Here is a 16338-nt window from a genome sequence, read left to right as displayed (position 1 = left end):
GAAACTATTTTATATTAGCTATTAAAAACTGTTAATAGATTCGACAAAAAAATCCTAGATATTTTTCAAAAAATTAATGGGATAGGTTTGGAATAACGTAATATGTCAATAAATATTAATAGTTGAAAGTAGTATAGATAAGAATTCCTAAGAAGGAGACAAATGTTAGAAAGGTAGAATGAAAATGACAAAAGAAGTGCAGAATTACGAAAATGAAATTATTGAAGAGTTAAAAGGGAAGTTGTTTGATACAACCGAAGAGAAAGAAATAAGAAAGTACTATACAAAACTACTTATAGCTAAAGAGCGTTTATGGATTAGAGAGCAAAAAGATAAGAATATCAAATATGATGAAAAACAAAAAATAAACAATATTGGGATTGAAAGGAAAAGCAGCCTCGAAACGTGACTTAAGTAAAATTAAGGTGGATAACGTATTATTTTTTTATTAATTCAACTTTAGTTTTTTATAGTATTTTATAATAATAACAGTATACGAGAGATATTATAAGAAAACTGAAGAATAAGAGTCTTGTCTCACGCTTACATACGAATTTTGTTTTTGGCGTTTCCGTGGTAGAATTCATTTTGTTGATAACGGACTGACTTTCGTGAGAGTCGAAAGTCGAAATAAAAACAAAATAAGAAAGAGGTGTTAGCTTGAATTTACAAGCAATTAAACAAGAATGGTTTAGCAATGTCAAAGGAGATACATTGGCAGGAATGGTAGTTGCGTTAGCATTGATTCCAGAAGCAATAGCCTTTTCAATTATCGCAGGAGTCGATCCGATGGTTGGTTTGTATGCTTCTTTTTGTATTGCTGTAGTTATTGCATTTATTGGTGGGCGTCCAGGGATGATTTCTGCTGCTACAGGTGCGATGGCTTTGGTAATGATTACGTTGGTAGCTGATCACGGACTTCAATATTTATTAGCTGCTACAATTTTAACGGGAATTATACAAATATTTTTTGGTGTATTTAAGTTAGCGAAATATATGAAGTTTGTTCCAAGATCAGTTATGGTAGGATTTGTAAATTCGTTAGCGATTTTAATTTTTATGGCTCAACTTCAACACTTTGTGAATGTCACATGGGTGATGTATGCGTTAGTCGGGTTAACATTAGCTATTATTTATATTTTACCTAGGTTTACTACAACTATTCCATCTACGTTAGTAGCAATTATTGTAGTAACTATGTTAGCAATTTTCGGTAATTTAGGTGTAAGTACGGTTGGTGATATGGGGGCGCTCCAAAGTACGCTGCCAATGTTTTTGATCCCATCTATTCCATTAACACTTGAAACTTTAATGATTATCTTACCATATTCTTTAGCATTAGCGATTGTAGGTATTCTTGAGTCGTTATTAACAGCTCAAATTGTTGATGATATGACTGATACTGAAAGTGATAAAAATAAAGAAAGTCGGGGACAAGGTATTGCCAATATTATAGCTGGATTTTTTGGTGGTATGGCTGGTTGTGCGATGATTGGTCAATCTGTTATAAATGTAAAGTCTGGTGGTAGAGGAAGGTTATCTTCTTTAGTAGCCGGTGTCTTCCTGATGTTCTTAATTATTGTACTAGGTTCTGTTGTTGTTCAAATTCCAATGGCTGCTTTGGCTGGGGTCATGATCATGGTATCTATTGGAACATTTGATTGGAATTCTTTAAAGACATTGCACAAAGTTCCAAGAACGGATGCAACAGTTATGGTTGTTACAGTATTAACCGTAGTTATTACTCATAATCTAGCAATTGGAGTTTTAACAGGTGTTGTTTTAAGTGCACTTTTCTTTGGTGCAAAAATTTCAAAAGTTCATGTCTCTTCAAAGCTTTCACATTCAGGTGTGAAAAAGACATATTTTGTAGAAGGTCAACTATTCTTCGTATCTGTTACGGATTTTATTGAATCATTTGATTTTAAAGATGATGTGAAAGAAGTAGAGATTGATTTTAGCCGAGCACATCTTTGGGATGATTCTGCTATTGGTGCGATTGATAAGGTAGAAATGAAGTATGAACAAAATGGAATTAACGTTCATTTAACAGGAATGAATAAAGAAAGTTCAGTATTAATGAATAAAATTGGTGGTTTATCGAAAAATTCAGGCCACTAAAAAATAAGAGTATTGATTTTAAAATATCTGCTTGCTTCTGTAAGTGTATATAGAGGGAAAAACTCTATATATTTAGAAGCAAGTAGATATTTTTTATTGTAAAAAGTATGAATTTTTTGGAAAGTAGTTTAAGATAATTGTGTAAGAAAATCTCTTTTGATTACGTATCGATGTTGAGAATTACGCATCACCTGTTCAGAAAATATCTTAAATTTATGGTGGGAGGAATTTTATGTTTCAAAATATTTTACTAGCGGCTGATGGTTCAGCTCATTCATTAAGAGCGGCGAACAATGCCATTCATTTACTAACAAATAAAGAAACGGGTTCTATCAAAGTGGTTTATGTAGTAGATGGCTCTACATCCAAGTCAGATGTTTTACATAATAAAGATAGCAAGGACATAGCAGAAAAACGAAGAGAAAAGGTTAAGGATATTTTGTCGTTGTTAGAAACTTCGAACATTAACCATGATTATATAATTTTACACGGCGATCCTGGTGAAACAATTGTAGATTATGCAAATAACAATTCTTTTGATTGTTTAGTTATAGGAAGTAGAGGGCTAAACCGTCTGCAAAGTATGGTATTGGGTGGAGTAAGCCATAAAGTTGCCAAAAGAGCTAAATGCCCAGTAATGATTATAAAATAAAAAAATACGGCATAAGTTTGGAAGGTAATTAAACTTATGCCGTATCCTTATGTTATTTACGCCTTGCAAAATCAACAAATCGAAATTTATCTGGTCTATGTCGTGATTCCGTGTATTGAAATAAACTTGCATCATCTAAATACACATAATTTTTCACAACGACAATATTTGAATACCCTTTTATGTGTAAGTATTTATGGTCCTCTTCTGTGGGTTCTTCTACAGTAATTTCTTTTTTTGCAAAGCTGATGGCAAGTCCCATGTCACCTTCGATATATTCATAAATAGAATTTTCACAGACTTCTTTTGTTAAGGTAGGGATCATTTTTTTGTTAAAGTAATCCTTATCTAAAATGACTTTTTCACCATCCAAATCACGAACACGAATAACTTCCCAGACTTTTTGAGCCTTTTTTAATTTTAATTGCTCCTTTAAATAGTCACTAGGAGTAATTGTATCTAGATTTTCTACAGTTGTTTTTGCGCGTTGTCCCATCTTACTAGCCAATTCTTTAAAGCTAACTAGACCGGAAATTGGAAAATCGAATTTTTTTACGTCTAAGATGATGGATCCTTTCCCTTGAACCTTTTGGATATAACCATGCTCTGAAAGGAGATGTAACGCCTTACGAATTGTCTCTCTTGTTGTTTGATATCTTTCTCTTAACTCATTTTCAGAAGGGAGCTTTGTATTAGGTTTCAGATTCCCTTCTTGAATGAGACCGACCAATTCATCGTAAATTTTTATATATTTATTGTTCATTAAAAACCACCCTACATTAGCTTATCACTTCTTTTTTAAATGATAAACAATTGACTCGTATGGTCGTAAGCTAACTTGTGTTGATAAATTTGAGGATGCCTCATAGTTTGATAGTAAAATGTTACTATTATATTCTGATAAAGGTATATGTGGTGGTAATTCAAAGACTGTTTCTTTTTCATAAAAATTATTAACAACGAGTAATAGTTCATCTTGATAGGTTCGTATATATGCAAATATTTGTTCATGGTTCTCTAGAATTAATTGATAATCACCAGACGTAACAATTTCATATTTTTTTCTTAACTCATTAAGAGCTTTATAATGATAGAAAATGGAATTTTGATCAGCTACTGCCGCTTTTGCATTTATTTGTTTATAGTTATCTGGAATCCCAATCCATGGTGTTCCTGTTGTAAATCCAGCATTAACCGAGTTGTTCCATTGCACTGGTGTACGAGAGTTATCACGAGATTTACGTTTAATGATCTCCATTATGTCATCTTCTGTAGAGCCATTTTCTTTCATGATTTTAAAATAATTTAAAGTTTCAACATCACGGTACTCGGAAATATCCTCAAATTTTGGATCAGTCATTCCGAATTCTTCTCCCTGGTAAATATAAGGGGTTCCTTGCATCATATGAATGGTTGTTGCTAGCATTTTTGCCGATTGTTGATGAAATTCACCATCATTTCCGTAACGTGTGACAACTCGTGGTTGATCATGGTTACACCAGAATAAGGCATTCCAACCACCGCCTTTATGCATCTCCACTTGCCATTTTGATAAAATTTGCTTTAAAGCTTGAAAATCAAAATCAGTAATTCCCCACTTCTCACCATTTGGATAATCAACCTTTAAATGATGGAAGTTAAAGGTCATGCTTAATTCCTTTCGATCTGGATTTGTATATTTAATACAATGATCTATCGTCGTCGAAGACATTTCACCTACAGTCATGGCATCATATTTAGAAAATACCTTTTCATTCATTTCACGCATAAATTCGTGTACTCTTGGTCCATCGGTATAAAACTTCCGTCCATCACCAGGCGCAACTGATTTATCATCGTTTAAAAAGCGTTGATCTTTTGAAATGAGGTTAATAACGTCGAGGCGAAAACCGTCTACACCTTTTTTAAACCAAAAGTGCATCATATCATACACTTTATTTCTTACCATTTCATTTTCCCAATTTAAGTCTGCTTGTGTAACGTCAAATAAATGAAGGTAATATTGACGTGTATTTTCATCAAACTTCCATGCTGAACCGCCAAACTTGGATATCCAGTTGTTAGGTTCTTGTCCGTCAACAGGATCTTTCCATATATAAAAGTCACGATAAGGATTGTCATAGGATTCTTTTGACTTAATAAACCACTCATGTTCTGTAGAAGTATGGTTAACTACTATATCCATAATGACTTTAATATCTCGATTGTGAGCTTCTTCTAAAAGGCGATCAAAATCTTCCATTGTCCCATACTCCTCATGGATAGAGAAATAATCACGAATATCATAGCCATTATCTTTTTGTGGAGAGGAGTATATAGGTGTCAGCCAAACAACATCTACACCAAGATTTTTTAAGTAATCGAGTTTATCAATAATTCCTTGAATATCTCCAACTCCGTTACCAGTTGTATCGTTAAAGCTTTTCGGATAAATTTGATAAACTACTGCTTTTCTCCACCATTCATTTCGTTTCATAAAATAATCACTCCGGTTTACATTTTAGTTTTCTAAAGTGAGAATACCATTGGTTAATAAACCAACGGTACCGCCCATAGTATAAGATGATTTTTTACTCCAAGGAGGGACTTAGGATTGCTCCTGGCCCCTCTCAGTTAATAAAAGTCAAAACGTGGTTATTATGCTTGCTTTTTTATTTTTGCAACCGTATACGTTAGAACAAACGGTACGATGATTACGATTAGCATTCCGATAAAGAATGGTACCCACTTATCAGGAACAATAGAGAAAATTCCTGGAAGTCCTCCAACACCGATTGATAACGCTACAACCTTACTTAGTGTGATAACAGTAGCGGCAATTGCTGACCCAATAATTGCACAAATAAATGGGTATTTAAATCGTAAGTTTACACCAAACATTGCGGGTTCCGTAATACCTAGGTAAGCAGAAACTGATGATGTGAATGATAATCCTTTTAACTTCTCGTCTTTCGTCACGAACATCATGGCTAATGCGGCAGAACCTTGAGCAATATTTGATAAAGCTAATATTGGCCATAAGAAAGTAGCTCCTAATGTACCGATTAACTGGATGTCAACAGCAAGGAACGTATGGTGCATTCCTGTGATCACTAACGGTGCATAAATAGCCCCGTACAATAAACCACCTAATGCTGCATAGTTTTCAAAGATATTTACAAATAATGACGTAATTCCATTACCAATTGCAAATGTAAAAGGTCCGATGAGTATAAAAGCTAAGAAACCGGTAACAAGAAGTGCGATAGGTGCTACTAGTAGCAATTGGAAAGCATCTGGTATTCGTTTGCGTAAAACAATTTCCATTTTTGCTAAGATATAAGATGCAAATAAAATTGGTAGAACTTGACCTTGATATCCCACTTTGGCAATATCTAGACCAAATAAGTTCCAATAAGGAATTTCACCAGCCTCTTTGGCAGCCCCATATGCCCAAGCATTTAATAAGTCAGGGTGTACGAGCATTAATCCTAGTACGATCCCTAGTAAAGGGTTACCGCCAAACTTTTTGACAGCTGACCAACCGATCAAACCAGGTAAAAAGACGAATGCTGTATTTGCGATTAAATGAATAATACTAGCAAAATCAGCCCACTGCTGATGAACGTCAATAATGGATTGTTCATCATAAAAAATCCCAGGTCCTGTTAGAATGTTATTAATCCCCATTAATAAACCAGCAGTTACGATAGCGGGTAAAATCGGAATAAATATATCAGCTAACGTTTTAATAGCACGTTGTATAGGGTTTAATTTTTGTTCAGCAGCAGCTTTTGTTTCTTCTTTTGATGCTTCACCAATTCCTGTAACATTGACCATTTCTTTATAAACCTTATCGACTAACCCTTGACCGATGACTACTTGAAACTGTCCGTTCGAACTAAACGTACCTTTTACAATATCAAGATTCTCTAATTGTTCTTTGTTAACGTTTGACTCATCATGTAGGACAAAGCGAAGTCTCGTTACACAATGAGTAGCAGATGAAATATTGTCTTTTCCACCAATGGCTTGAACGATTTGTTCAATTGTTTCTTTTGTAAAATTTGCCATTTTATCCCCTCCTGATAGCGGTTACATAGGACCGCTTTTTATAAACTTGTATATACAAGTCGGTTGTGAATAAATTATAACTTGTATATACAAGTTGAGTCAAGAGGATTTCAATAAATTTTTTTTTATTTTTTTTATCAAGCATCATAGAGTGACACAAGCTTTTCCTAATCTGAAGGGCTATTCTATGTTAGCTGCTTATACTTACATATAATTTTCGTAATTTAAGAACAATAAATAGAGGTGATTTAAAATGAGCAAAATCTTATTAATATTTATTTTGTTTTTCCTTCTTTTACAAACTTTTCTAATAACAATGGATTTACTATTGGGCATTCCGCTACATGTGACTGTTAAAAATGTACTGAACCCTTTTAGTGTAATAGAGGATGCAGAATTTATTATTTTACTTTTATTAATTGTCATCTCCTTGGTTATCCCATTATTTTACTGTTACAAGCTCTATAAAAAAAAGAAAGGTTAGTTTTTTTGTTTAAGTCTTTTACGGATTAGTACAATAATGAATAAGAATATTGGTATATAGACTTGGAATGGTAAGTGTATGTAATAAGGGACAATCACTATTCCTTCTTCTATATGCTCAGAAAAGTTGTTAGCGATAGATAGTGAGCAAAATAAAATGATGAGTCCTATTGGAAGTATTAATTTTTGGTGTCTCTCAATCTGAAACATTTCAGTGATCCCAATTAATCCTACATAAAAAAAAATCGCTATTTTGAAAAACATACAGACAACTAAGGTTACGACTACTAAAGCATCTAGTCTTTCTAAAAAATCAAGAACTCGTATTTTTCCGACAGTTGTAAGTAAGGGAAAGATGGCACGATTAGCAATATCTACTCCAAGTACGGAAATGTTCACAATTGTTGTAATAGAAATTAAAAATCCACTAAATATTAATGCAAAGAAACCAACTTTAAGAGCAGAAGTTTGATTATTAAAATAGGGGAATAGCATTGTAAAAACAATGACTTCGCCAAATGGAAAAGTAAGCACCGATGGAAAGGCCGTGGTGATAATTGGCATCCACCCATTACCTAAAATAGGGAGTAGATTCTGTAGATCAATAATTCCAGATGCAACTATCAATATAAATGCGGCAACACCAAATAACAAGATAATAAAAAAGAAAAATTCACCTGTTCTAGATAGGACTTCAATACCTAGGTATAAGACATAGCTAATCGTACAAACCATTAGTAAATTGATTACAAATATAGGTGTTTCTGGTAATGTTGATGTTAAAAGAAGATCGCCAAAATCTCTAAGTACTCTTGCACAAATATAGAAAAAATAAAGGATGTATAAAACTCCAATCGTCTTGCCTAAGTATTTCCCTAAAATCATTGGGAGGTACCCTGTTAATGGGAGGTGAGGGTATTGTTTATACAAATAGTAATAGATTGAATACATAATGAGTCCCCCACCTAACGCTAGTAAGATAGCTATCCAAGCACCTTGCTCGGCGCCAGCTCCAATAGAAATCACGATGGCACTTCCTAATTCGAAAAGTACCATTAATACGAATAACTGGAAAGGATTTATCTTGCCCTGTTCCACATTTATCCTCCTCTCTTGCAATCAACATTACTATTCAACGTTGAAAGGATTTGTGCGCATTCCTGTTCTTCGAATAAATGCATTGACAACAATATTTACATCACTAGTCGAAAATAAATTAGGCCAATTTTCCTCATTTTTTTTCCAATAACGAGGATACTGTCTTTGTAAGACGTTTCCAAAGCCGAAAATATCACTTTTTTCATTCTGGGAGATAGTGACTACCTTCATAGCTTCATTTTCAATAATCTCTTCTAGTGCTATTTCTAGCTCCTTAATTGTTTCGTGTTTTTCAAGTTCTACTGGACAATCGACTTCAGCAATATTTCCTTCCGTATTAATAGAAACGTAAAAGGTAGGTTTCCCATTTTTAATAACAGAAGATACCTTTGTTTGTGAGCGAAGGACTTCAATAGAAATACAATTTCTTTGATCTTGATAGTCAAGGTTGACAATGGTACTTTTTATGCGATTAAGTATCCACAATAGTCCTCTTGCTGCTTCATTATCAATCCATTGTACTAATTTTCCTTCTCTAAACATTCCAATTCCACTAACTTCAAGAATTGTAGGTGGTTTAGATTGCTGTAGATTTTCAACCTTTCTGGCTTCTATTTTATTACCCGCTAATTTTATTCCGGTAATTGTGATTTCTTTTCCGTTACTGACGAGTGCTTGGATAATATCGTCAACTTCAGTTACCAAATTTTCCCCCCAGGCTTTTTCTGAGGTTTCAAGCTCATTTGTAATTTTCTTTGCAGAGATTCTCTCTACAGCTGATTGCACCATTAAGACATCTTCAGCTCTTGTTCCTCTAGCTATCACTACTTGAATATTTGTTCGAATTTCGTGGTCTCTCTCAAACCAATCTATGATTTTCTCTATACCTACTTTTTGAGCAATTTCTTCACTAATGACAATTAAATTCGTATGGGGGAAATACAGTTTTCTCGGTACACTTTGGGTAGCTTTTCTAATAGCTTCAAATAGTGTATCTCCTGTAGAAGAAACTACAACGGTTGTGCTAGCGTTTCTTGATCCGCCTTCTTGTCCAGTGGCAACTTCACTAGCGTTAATGAGTTGAAACGATACTAAAAATTCACCTTTATCAGTTTTATCAACTCCAACTGCAGAGATAATTGAAAGTTCCGTTATTTCTTTAGCGTTCCAACAGCCTGATAAAACCGAAAATTGAAATATAATCATTACGATTAATGCCCATTTAAACATTATCATTTGCCTCACTTTTTTTGTTTTGGAGGGTAGGCTTTAAACCTTGTTTCATTCTTGTCGATCTTATTTGACTGACTAACCGTGGACGTTTTCTTCTAGCCCACAATGGAAAACGAAACAAACCATCCTTCTGATCCTCTAAGATAAACGGTGCAAAAGGAGCTAAGTAAGGGTATCCAAACGATCTTAAACTACATAAATGTGCCACAAAAATGATAAGACCAAGGATGATCCCGTATAATCCCATGGTTGCCGCTAATATCATCATTGCAAACCTTAAAATACGAGCGGCTATTGCTAAACTGTAGGCTGGAGTGGTAAAGCTACAAATCGCAGTTCCTGCAACCACAATTACCATTGCGGCTGAAACAATACCTGCTTGAACTGCAGCCTGACCGATTACTAATGCACCTACAATTGAAACTGCTTGCCCTATGGCTCGGGGCATTCGTACCCCTGCTTCACGTAACACCTCAAACATAACTTCCATAATCAAAGCTTCAATAAAAGCAGGAAATGGAATTCCTTCCCTTTGTGCGGCTAAAGAAATGACTAATGTTGTTGGAATTAGATCTTGATGAAACGTAATGAGTGCAATATAAATAGATGGTCCTAATAAGGCGGCAGAAAAGGCAAGGTATCTTAAAATACGTATTAGTGTTGATAAATCATAGCGCTGATAATAATCTTCTGCTGCTTTAAAGAATTGCGCAAAACTAGTAGGAGCGATAAGGACAAATGGTGTTCCATCGACGATGATTACCACCCTTCCATCCACTAGTGTATTTGCGACAATATCAGGTCTTTCTGTATTAAAGATAGTAGGAAATGGTGTAAAAGAATGATCTTGAATCAGTTCCTCTATAGTCAACGAAGCTAATACTTCATCAATTTCAATTCTGTTAATTCTATCTTTCACTTCCTGTACGAGCTTTGGATTGGCGATTCCTTCAATATAGACAATAGCTACATCTGTTTGAGTTACGGTACCTAATTGAAGAATTTCTGGTCGTAAGTGGGGACTTTTTATTCGTCTCCTTATTAAAGAAATATTCGTTTTTAATGATTCATTAAACCCGTCTTTCGGACCACGAATAGTAATTTCACTAGTTGGCTCCTCGATAGAACGCCATTCACCACCTTGAGTTCCTCCTAAGATCGCTTGATTGATTCCTTCAATAAACAAAATTGTTTTTCCTGAAAGTAAACCATGGATAATTTCATTCCACTCATTTGCTTCGCTAACATTAGCAACAGTAAGCGTATTTTTTTGAATGGCCATCAAAAGTTCATCTTTAAAATTTGAATGTATTTCCATTGGCTCTTCAATTAAAGATTTAATAATAAATTCACTTACTAATTTTTCATCAACGAGTCCAGCAATATAACAGGCAAAACCCTTTACGAATGGGTGATGATTAATGATCAATTCTCGAGTGACTAAATCGTTACTGAAACCCATAGTCTCTTTTAAATAGTTTATGTTATTTATTAAATTTTCTGTAACAATATTAGTTTCCAAGCCGTAATCGTCTTCAATAAATTCGATCGTTTCAACTTTTTTTTTGTTTAATAAGGAAGCTAATGATTTTGGCTTTTTCTTTTTGATTTTATTCATCGTCTTTCACCTTGTTAACGTGTCATATGGTTATTAAAAAGTTTAGCGTGATAAGATGAGTTGGTAATATTATCCCTAGAGTCAATAAACTTATTCTGTTAATTTAACTCGAACCACTAAAAAGTCCGGTTGTACCGGACTTTTTAGTGTAGTAAAAGATTATTAAAGGTGAAATAATTAGTACAAAAGAATGTAAATTATTGATAAGGAAAAACAGTTAAGGAATTTATGTCATCTTTTATATAGGCATAAAAAATGTTTTGTAAGTCATGATAACCATTAAGGTTTAACTCGTTTATTAACCATTCTTCTGACTTATCTATAAGAGCTAAGTTATCTTTTTCAATTTTCCCTTCTGCTATTAAAGTAATAGGTAAACCTATATACTGACAATCAATATTTAAATCTTTTGGTGTTAAAGGACGTAAATTATTTTTGGGTATTACGCTAATTTTTCCGTTTGGCTCTAAAATAGCGTATTCGATATCTTGTATATCCGGAAACCCAAATGCGCGAACTGTCGAAAGTAATTCTGTTAATGAGTACCGAAGTTTCTTTAAGTTTTTTTCAATAATCTTGCCGTGCTTAATTAAAATAGTAGGCTCTCCAATAATAATGGAAGTTAATCTTCCGCAAAGGCTTAATCTAGATAAAATCATATATAATATACCAATTGATAGAATGCATATAATCGCATGGTAGAAGCTTTTTACTTTTACTGCACCTAGGGCAGCGTAGGATAAAAAAATAATTGTTACTAAATCATAGGCTGTCCATTGTGATAAGAGCGTTTTTCCTAGAAGCCTCATAACAATAAATACTAAAATAAATAAACAAGACAATTTTAAAGTTTCAATCACCATACTTTAATTCCTACCTTAATGTATTTTGTTCTTGTTTCTCGTAGAGTAGGTTTAGTATTTACAAATTTTATAATAATCATCATTGAAAGAAAAAGTAAATTTTAGAACCGGAAGTATTATTTCTTGATGAACCATTTTCTGTTTTAGATTTCCCGACTAAGGTACAGTTGCTAAAAGAATTAAAGGAAATATTATATGAAACTAGTACTACAACATTTTTTATGAGTCATGACCTCATTGAAATAAACCATATAACGAATAGTTTAGCTGTTGTTATTGATGGGAAAGTTATTCAAAATGGAATGACAAAAGAGGTTGTTAATGAACCGAACGTAGAGGCAGCCCCTTTCTTATTGAATTGGAAGGAGCTTTATACAATATGATTAAACAGGGACTACTATTAAGTAAGTCCCTGTCTGACGTTTCATTACATTCCTAAGAATATTTAAATTTACCTACAAGAGTTAAGTCATTTACCTTTAGGGTGGGAGTAAGGTAAGTAATCGTACTTTTATGATCGTTTTTTAGGATTATAATTTAACTCTTTAAATAAACACTTAAGTTCTTTGTTTGTTAAATCTCGCCATTGGCCACTAGCAAGTCCGTCTAATTGAATGTTCATAATTCTAATTCGTTGTAACCTACGCACTTGATATCCCAAAGCTGAACACATACGGCGAATTTGGCGATTTAATCCTTGAGTTAGGATAATTCGGAAGACATGTGAAGATATTTTTGTAATTTTGCAGGGCAATGTTTTTGTATCTAAGATTTCTACACCATCAGACATCTTTCTTAAAAATACAGAATTGATAGGCTTGTCTACAGTTACAATATATTCTTTTTCATGTTTATTTTCTGCACGCAATATTTCATTTACGATATCCCCGTCGTTAGTTAATAATATTAATCCTTCTGATTCTTTATCCAGTCTTCCAATATGAAAAATTCGAAGGGGGTGATTAACGAAATCAACAATATTCCCTTTAATATGTTTTTCCGTTGTACTCGTTATTCCTACAGGTTTATTAAGTGCAATATAGACGTGTTGTTGTTCTAACGTAATTGGTTTTCCGTCTACTCTGACTTCGTCTCCTTCTTCAACTTTACTTCCTAATTCGGCAATTGTATCGTTGATTGTTACTCTTTTATCTGCAATCCATTTATCAGCTTCCCGTCTTGACGTTATCCCTGATTCACTTAAATATTTATTAATCCGCACTATGAAACACACCTCTAATAATCATTTATTCTTTTAAGATAACTCAGTGAACTAATAAATTCAAGAAAGTCATGGTTCAAAAAGAAAGTCCTGTGTAATAATATTCTATACAATTACGAACCTTTAGTTTGATTTTATTAAATAATTCTTTTATTAGTTTTAACAATAATCCAGCACAATAAATACTATAAATATAAAAACAATTAGTTTTATTATTTTGATTTATAAATGATAGGAAGTAACAAATAGGGGTTCTCCCTCGAGCCATTCAGCAAAAAGCACTTGCTCTGGGTTGGTAATGCCATGGTAACTTAATTGACGATTAAGCCATATTTCATTAAAGCCCGCTTCAGATAAATTATCCCAAAGTACCTCACCATCCAAAATAATAGATATTGGTAAGTTTACTTGTTGTGGTGTGATGTTAAGGTCTTTTCTTGTCGGGGTTACATAATTAGATTTTTTTAGCACATTCACAGAGCCGTTTGCTTCTAAAATTGCAAATTCAACTTCACGAATTGAAAATACATCCTTGTCCCGCAGAAGGTGCTGTAGTTGGTTAATATCCAATTTATTTTTCTTTAATTCATCACGATCGAGTTTTCCATTTCGTATAACGATGGCCGGCTTTCCTTCTAAAATCTTTCTTGTCCCTTTAAATTTTTGTGTAAGTAATTCCACTGCATAAATGAGCATACCCCACAAGGTTATTGCATAAAGTACATACCAAACGCTAATATCTTTGTCATAAATTGCATTCCCAACAAGCTCACCTAACACTAGTGCTGAAATGAAATCGAAAGGAGTAATTTGAGTAATTTGTGTTTTACCTAAAACCTTCGTAATAATTAATAAAGCCAGGAAACCTACGAATAATTCAATACTTAAATGGAAAATGTTTGTGTTCACTTTTGATCGCTCCTTTTCATACTACAATTTAATTTTTTGCATTAAAGTACAAACCTAAACAATAAAAGATAAAAATGCCTATTAAAACATAAATCCCTAATTTTTTTAACTAATGAACATACCATCCTTTGCTTCCTATATACATAAAACCATCTCCTCATTCAGTTGATCAAACTGATTTGAACTTAAGGGTCATAGACCCCACCTCTAAGCGTAGCGTAGGTGGGAACTTCCATTCAGGTGAAGTTGAGACTCCATCTGAATTTCCGATGTTCTAGCGAAGCTAGAACGAGTTCTCTTTGGTAATATCTACGTATCATATTAGTATCTGAAAGTTTATCTATGTAAGGTGTGGAGAAGCGGCTTTTTGATTTACGTTCGCTTAACATATAGAAGGATAATCTTCTTATTATAAAAATAATGAAAAGGTTTATTTTTTCATTTATTAGTGTTATACTAAGAGTAATTATTTTTGATCGTTTTAATGTTATTGGATGGATGGCTTTAAAAAGTTTTCCTCTTAAATGTTATGAATGAACAAGGATAGTGAATAAAACCGTGTGGAAATGCACACAAATCAGGAGGAAAACACATGTTACAAGGTACAGTTAAATGGTTTAATGCAGAAAAAGGATTCGGATTTATCGAGCGCGAAGACGGAGACGATGTATTCGTACACTTCTCAGCTATTCAATCTGATGGATTCAAGTCTTTAGAAGAAGGTCAAAAAGTTAACTTCGAAATCGTTGAAGGTAACCGTGGACCACAAGCTGCTAACGTTACTAAAGCTTAATTAACCAAACTAATGAATAAAGGTATCCTTTTGGGGATACCTTTTTGTATGTTCAAAAAATTTTCTCTATTTTACTTTTCCCTCACAAGTGGCATCGAACAGCAACGAAATGATCCACCACTTTTAATTATTTCTGTAATATCAACCTCAATGACCTCGTAACCTCTTTTGCGTAGTTCGTTATTAACGTTTTTATTAACTGGTAGGCTAATTACTTTTTTGTTACCGATAGAAAGTACATTTGTTCCAAGCGTAAATTGTTCTTCTTTTGTTACTTCAATTAGTTCGTAACGAGAAGCTATTAATTCCTCTTTCTTTTTATCAATAACTCCCGGATAAATGAGTGCTTCTGAAGGAGAAAGAATGTTAAATATACAGTCTAAATGTAAATATTTATTTTGAAAAGGAACTGTAATAATAGTAAAGGAAGGTAGTAGCCTTGTCAGGTGAGCAATTGCTGCTTCATTTGTACGGTCACTAATACCTACATAGATCATACCACCGTCTATTATGACGTCTCCACCTTCAATTTGGTCACCGATAATATTATAATAAGAAACTTCTTCGCCTTTTAGCCAATCCTTTAATATTTGTTCTTCACCACGACGAATGTTGTTTGCCATATCAGCTACAAAGATTGTATGACCGAGAGTAAACCCAATGTCGCGAGTAAATACTTGTTCTGGGAATTTCTTTGCAGGTGGTAGTAAAATAACATCGATATTGTTATCCCTTAATACTTGAGCGAAATGCTTATGTTGCTCCATAGCTTTTTCTATGTGGATTCCTACATCTTTAAAATGTTTTTGAGTATCATTAATAACATCACGAATAGTCATATGTTTAGGTTCACATAAAATAACTTTTCTGAGCACACCGTATTCATTGACACAGTAAGATTTTTCATTTATGTTCTGAACGTAACTCATTACTTTCCCCCTAAATATTATTTTTTTATATAGTATTTCCTTTAAATAAAAAAAACAATACTACTATAAAGTATTGTTTTTGCTTGTGCGAAGTGTTTGTTAAACTCCCTGTCTCTTTCGCTGATTATTTATTTTTTTTGTTTGTTGGCTTTTCATTGTTTGATTTGTATTACTCCATTTGTTATTTTCTTTGTTTTGTGTTTGTTTTGCTTTTTTATTAGCTAACTGTTGTTGAATGGCTTCTTGTAAAGAGATTTTTTTCTTGTTTGGTTGATCTTGATCGTTTGTAGACATATATTTCTCCTTTAATGAATTGTAATTTTCTATTGTTGAGTGTACCATTTATTTTTCCTATTTGGTAGGT

At 33.4% G+C, this 16338-nt stretch carries 17 protein-coding genes; 6 read left to right on the top strand and 11 right to left on the bottom strand.

Going from position 1 to position 16338, the window contains the following annotated elements; translation table 11 throughout:
• Positions 1-184 precede the first annotated feature (184 nt).
• From BKP45_RS01110 to BKP45_RS01100, 3 genes are all read left to right on the top strand, one after another.
• Positions 185-409: a hypothetical protein gene (locus tag BKP45_RS01110; RefSeq protein WP_071388023.1), complete on the top strand. Its 225-nt coding sequence runs from the start codon at positions 185-187 to the stop codon at positions 407-409.
• 251 nt (positions 410-660) lie between these two features.
• Entirely contained in the window at positions 661-2121 is a 1461-nt protein-coding gene (locus BKP45_RS01105) for a SulP family inorganic anion transporter (RefSeq protein WP_084787505.1), read from the top strand.
• A 232-nt stretch (positions 2122-2353) separates the two neighbouring features.
• Positions 2354-2773 (top strand): universal stress protein, encoded by a 420-nt coding sequence (locus tag BKP45_RS01100; protein WP_071388022.1) that lies wholly within the window; start codon positions 2354-2356, stop codon positions 2771-2773.
• A gap of 52 nt (positions 2774-2825) precedes the next feature.
• Here the strand turns inward: BKP45_RS01100 and treR are convergent, their stop codons facing one another.
• The 3 genes from treR to treP form a co-directional block, all read right to left on the bottom strand.
• Positions 2826-3536 (bottom strand): trehalose operon repressor, encoded by a 711-nt coding sequence (gene treR, locus BKP45_RS01095; protein WP_071388021.1) that lies wholly within the window; start codon positions 3534-3536, stop codon positions 2826-2828.
• Between the two features lie 24 nt (positions 3537-3560).
• Entirely contained in the window at positions 3561-5249 is a 1689-nt protein-coding gene (gene treC / locus BKP45_RS01090; RefSeq protein ID WP_071388020.1) for an alpha,alpha-phosphotrehalase, read from the bottom strand.
• A 161-nt stretch (positions 5250-5410) separates the two neighbouring features.
• Positions 5411-6826: a PTS system trehalose-specific EIIBC component gene (gene treP / locus BKP45_RS01085; protein ID WP_071388019.1), complete on the bottom strand. Its 1416-nt coding sequence runs from the start codon at positions 6824-6826 to the stop codon at positions 5411-5413.
• A 253-nt stretch (positions 6827-7079) separates the two neighbouring features.
• Here treP and BKP45_RS01080 point away from each other — a divergent pair, with 253 nt between their 5' ends.
• The gene (locus tag BKP45_RS01080) at positions 7080-7310 is read left to right on the top strand and encodes a hypothetical protein (RefSeq protein WP_071388018.1); all 231 of its coding nucleotides are present in this window, start codon (positions 7080-7082) and stop codon (positions 7308-7310) included.
• Here the strand turns inward: BKP45_RS01080 and BKP45_RS01075 are convergent.
• The 4 genes from BKP45_RS01075 to BKP45_RS01060 form a co-directional block, all read right to left on the bottom strand.
• A complete protein-coding gene (locus tag BKP45_RS01075; protein ID WP_071388017.1) occupies positions 7307-8407 on the bottom strand; it encodes a GerAB/ArcD/ProY family transporter in 1101 nt (366 codons plus the stop codon). The genes BKP45_RS01080 and BKP45_RS01075 overlap by 4 nt on opposite strands.
• A 30-nt stretch (positions 8408-8437) precedes the next feature.
• Positions 8438-9637 carry a Ger(x)C family spore germination protein gene (locus tag BKP45_RS01070; RefSeq protein WP_071388016.1) on the bottom strand — a complete coding sequence of 400 codons (1200 nt, stop codon included), beginning with the start codon at positions 9635-9637 and terminating at the stop codon, positions 8438-8440.
• Complete coding sequence (locus BKP45_RS01065; RefSeq protein ID WP_071388015.1) at positions 9630-11258, bottom strand: spore germination protein; 1629 nt, start codon at positions 11256-11258, stop codon at positions 9630-9632. The genes BKP45_RS01070 and BKP45_RS01065 overlap by 8 nt, the downstream gene beginning before the upstream one ends.
• 197 nt (positions 11259-11455) lie before the next feature.
• The gene (locus BKP45_RS01060; protein WP_071388014.1) at positions 11456-12121 is read right to left on the bottom strand and encodes a DUF421 domain-containing protein; all 666 of its coding nucleotides are present in this window, start codon (positions 12119-12121) and stop codon (positions 11456-11458) included.
• Between the two features lie 167 nt (positions 12122-12288).
• Between BKP45_RS01060 and BKP45_RS22320 the strand changes: the two genes are divergently transcribed.
• Positions 12289-12504 carry a hypothetical protein gene (locus tag BKP45_RS22320; protein WP_169824040.1) on the top strand — a complete coding sequence of 72 codons (216 nt, stop codon included), beginning with the start codon at positions 12289-12291 and terminating at the stop codon, positions 12502-12504.
• A 128-nt stretch (positions 12505-12632) separates the two neighbouring features.
• On the opposite strand, the gene rluF is transcribed toward BKP45_RS22320, so the two are convergent.
• Together rluF and BKP45_RS01050 are read right to left on the bottom strand one after the other, a co-directional pair.
• Positions 12633-13343 carry a 23S rRNA pseudouridine(2604) synthase RluF gene (gene rluF, locus BKP45_RS01055; protein ID WP_071388013.1) on the bottom strand — a complete coding sequence of 237 codons (711 nt, stop codon included), beginning with the start codon at positions 13341-13343 and terminating at the stop codon, positions 12633-12635.
• 222 nt (positions 13344-13565) lie between these two features.
• Entirely contained in the window at positions 13566-14252 is a 687-nt protein-coding gene (locus BKP45_RS01050) for a DUF421 domain-containing protein (protein WP_071388012.1), read from the bottom strand.
• 592 nt (positions 14253-14844) lie between these two features.
• Here BKP45_RS01050 and BKP45_RS01045 point away from each other — a divergent pair.
• Positions 14845-15045, top strand: a complete 201-nt coding sequence (locus BKP45_RS01045; protein WP_071310358.1) for a cold-shock protein — start codon at positions 14845-14847, stop codon at positions 15043-15045.
• 71 nt (positions 15046-15116) lie between these two features.
• On the opposite strand, the gene BKP45_RS01040 is transcribed toward BKP45_RS01045, so the two are convergent.
• Both BKP45_RS01040 and BKP45_RS01035 read right to left on the bottom strand, forming a co-directional pair.
• Positions 15117-15974, bottom strand: a complete 858-nt coding sequence (locus BKP45_RS01040) for a dimethylarginine dimethylaminohydrolase family protein (protein ID WP_071388011.1) — start codon at positions 15972-15974, stop codon at positions 15117-15119.
• A 99-nt stretch (positions 15975-16073) separates the two neighbouring features.
• Entirely contained in the window at positions 16074-16268 is a 195-nt protein-coding gene (locus BKP45_RS01035) for a hypothetical protein (RefSeq protein WP_071388010.1), read from the bottom strand.
• Positions 16269-16338 lie beyond the last annotated feature (70 nt).

The sequence above is a fragment of the Anaerobacillus alkalidiazotrophicus genome (assembly GCF_001866055.1).
The sequence above is the reverse complement of the archived record's forward strand: the minus strand, read 5'-3'. Positions and strand labels throughout refer to the sequence as shown.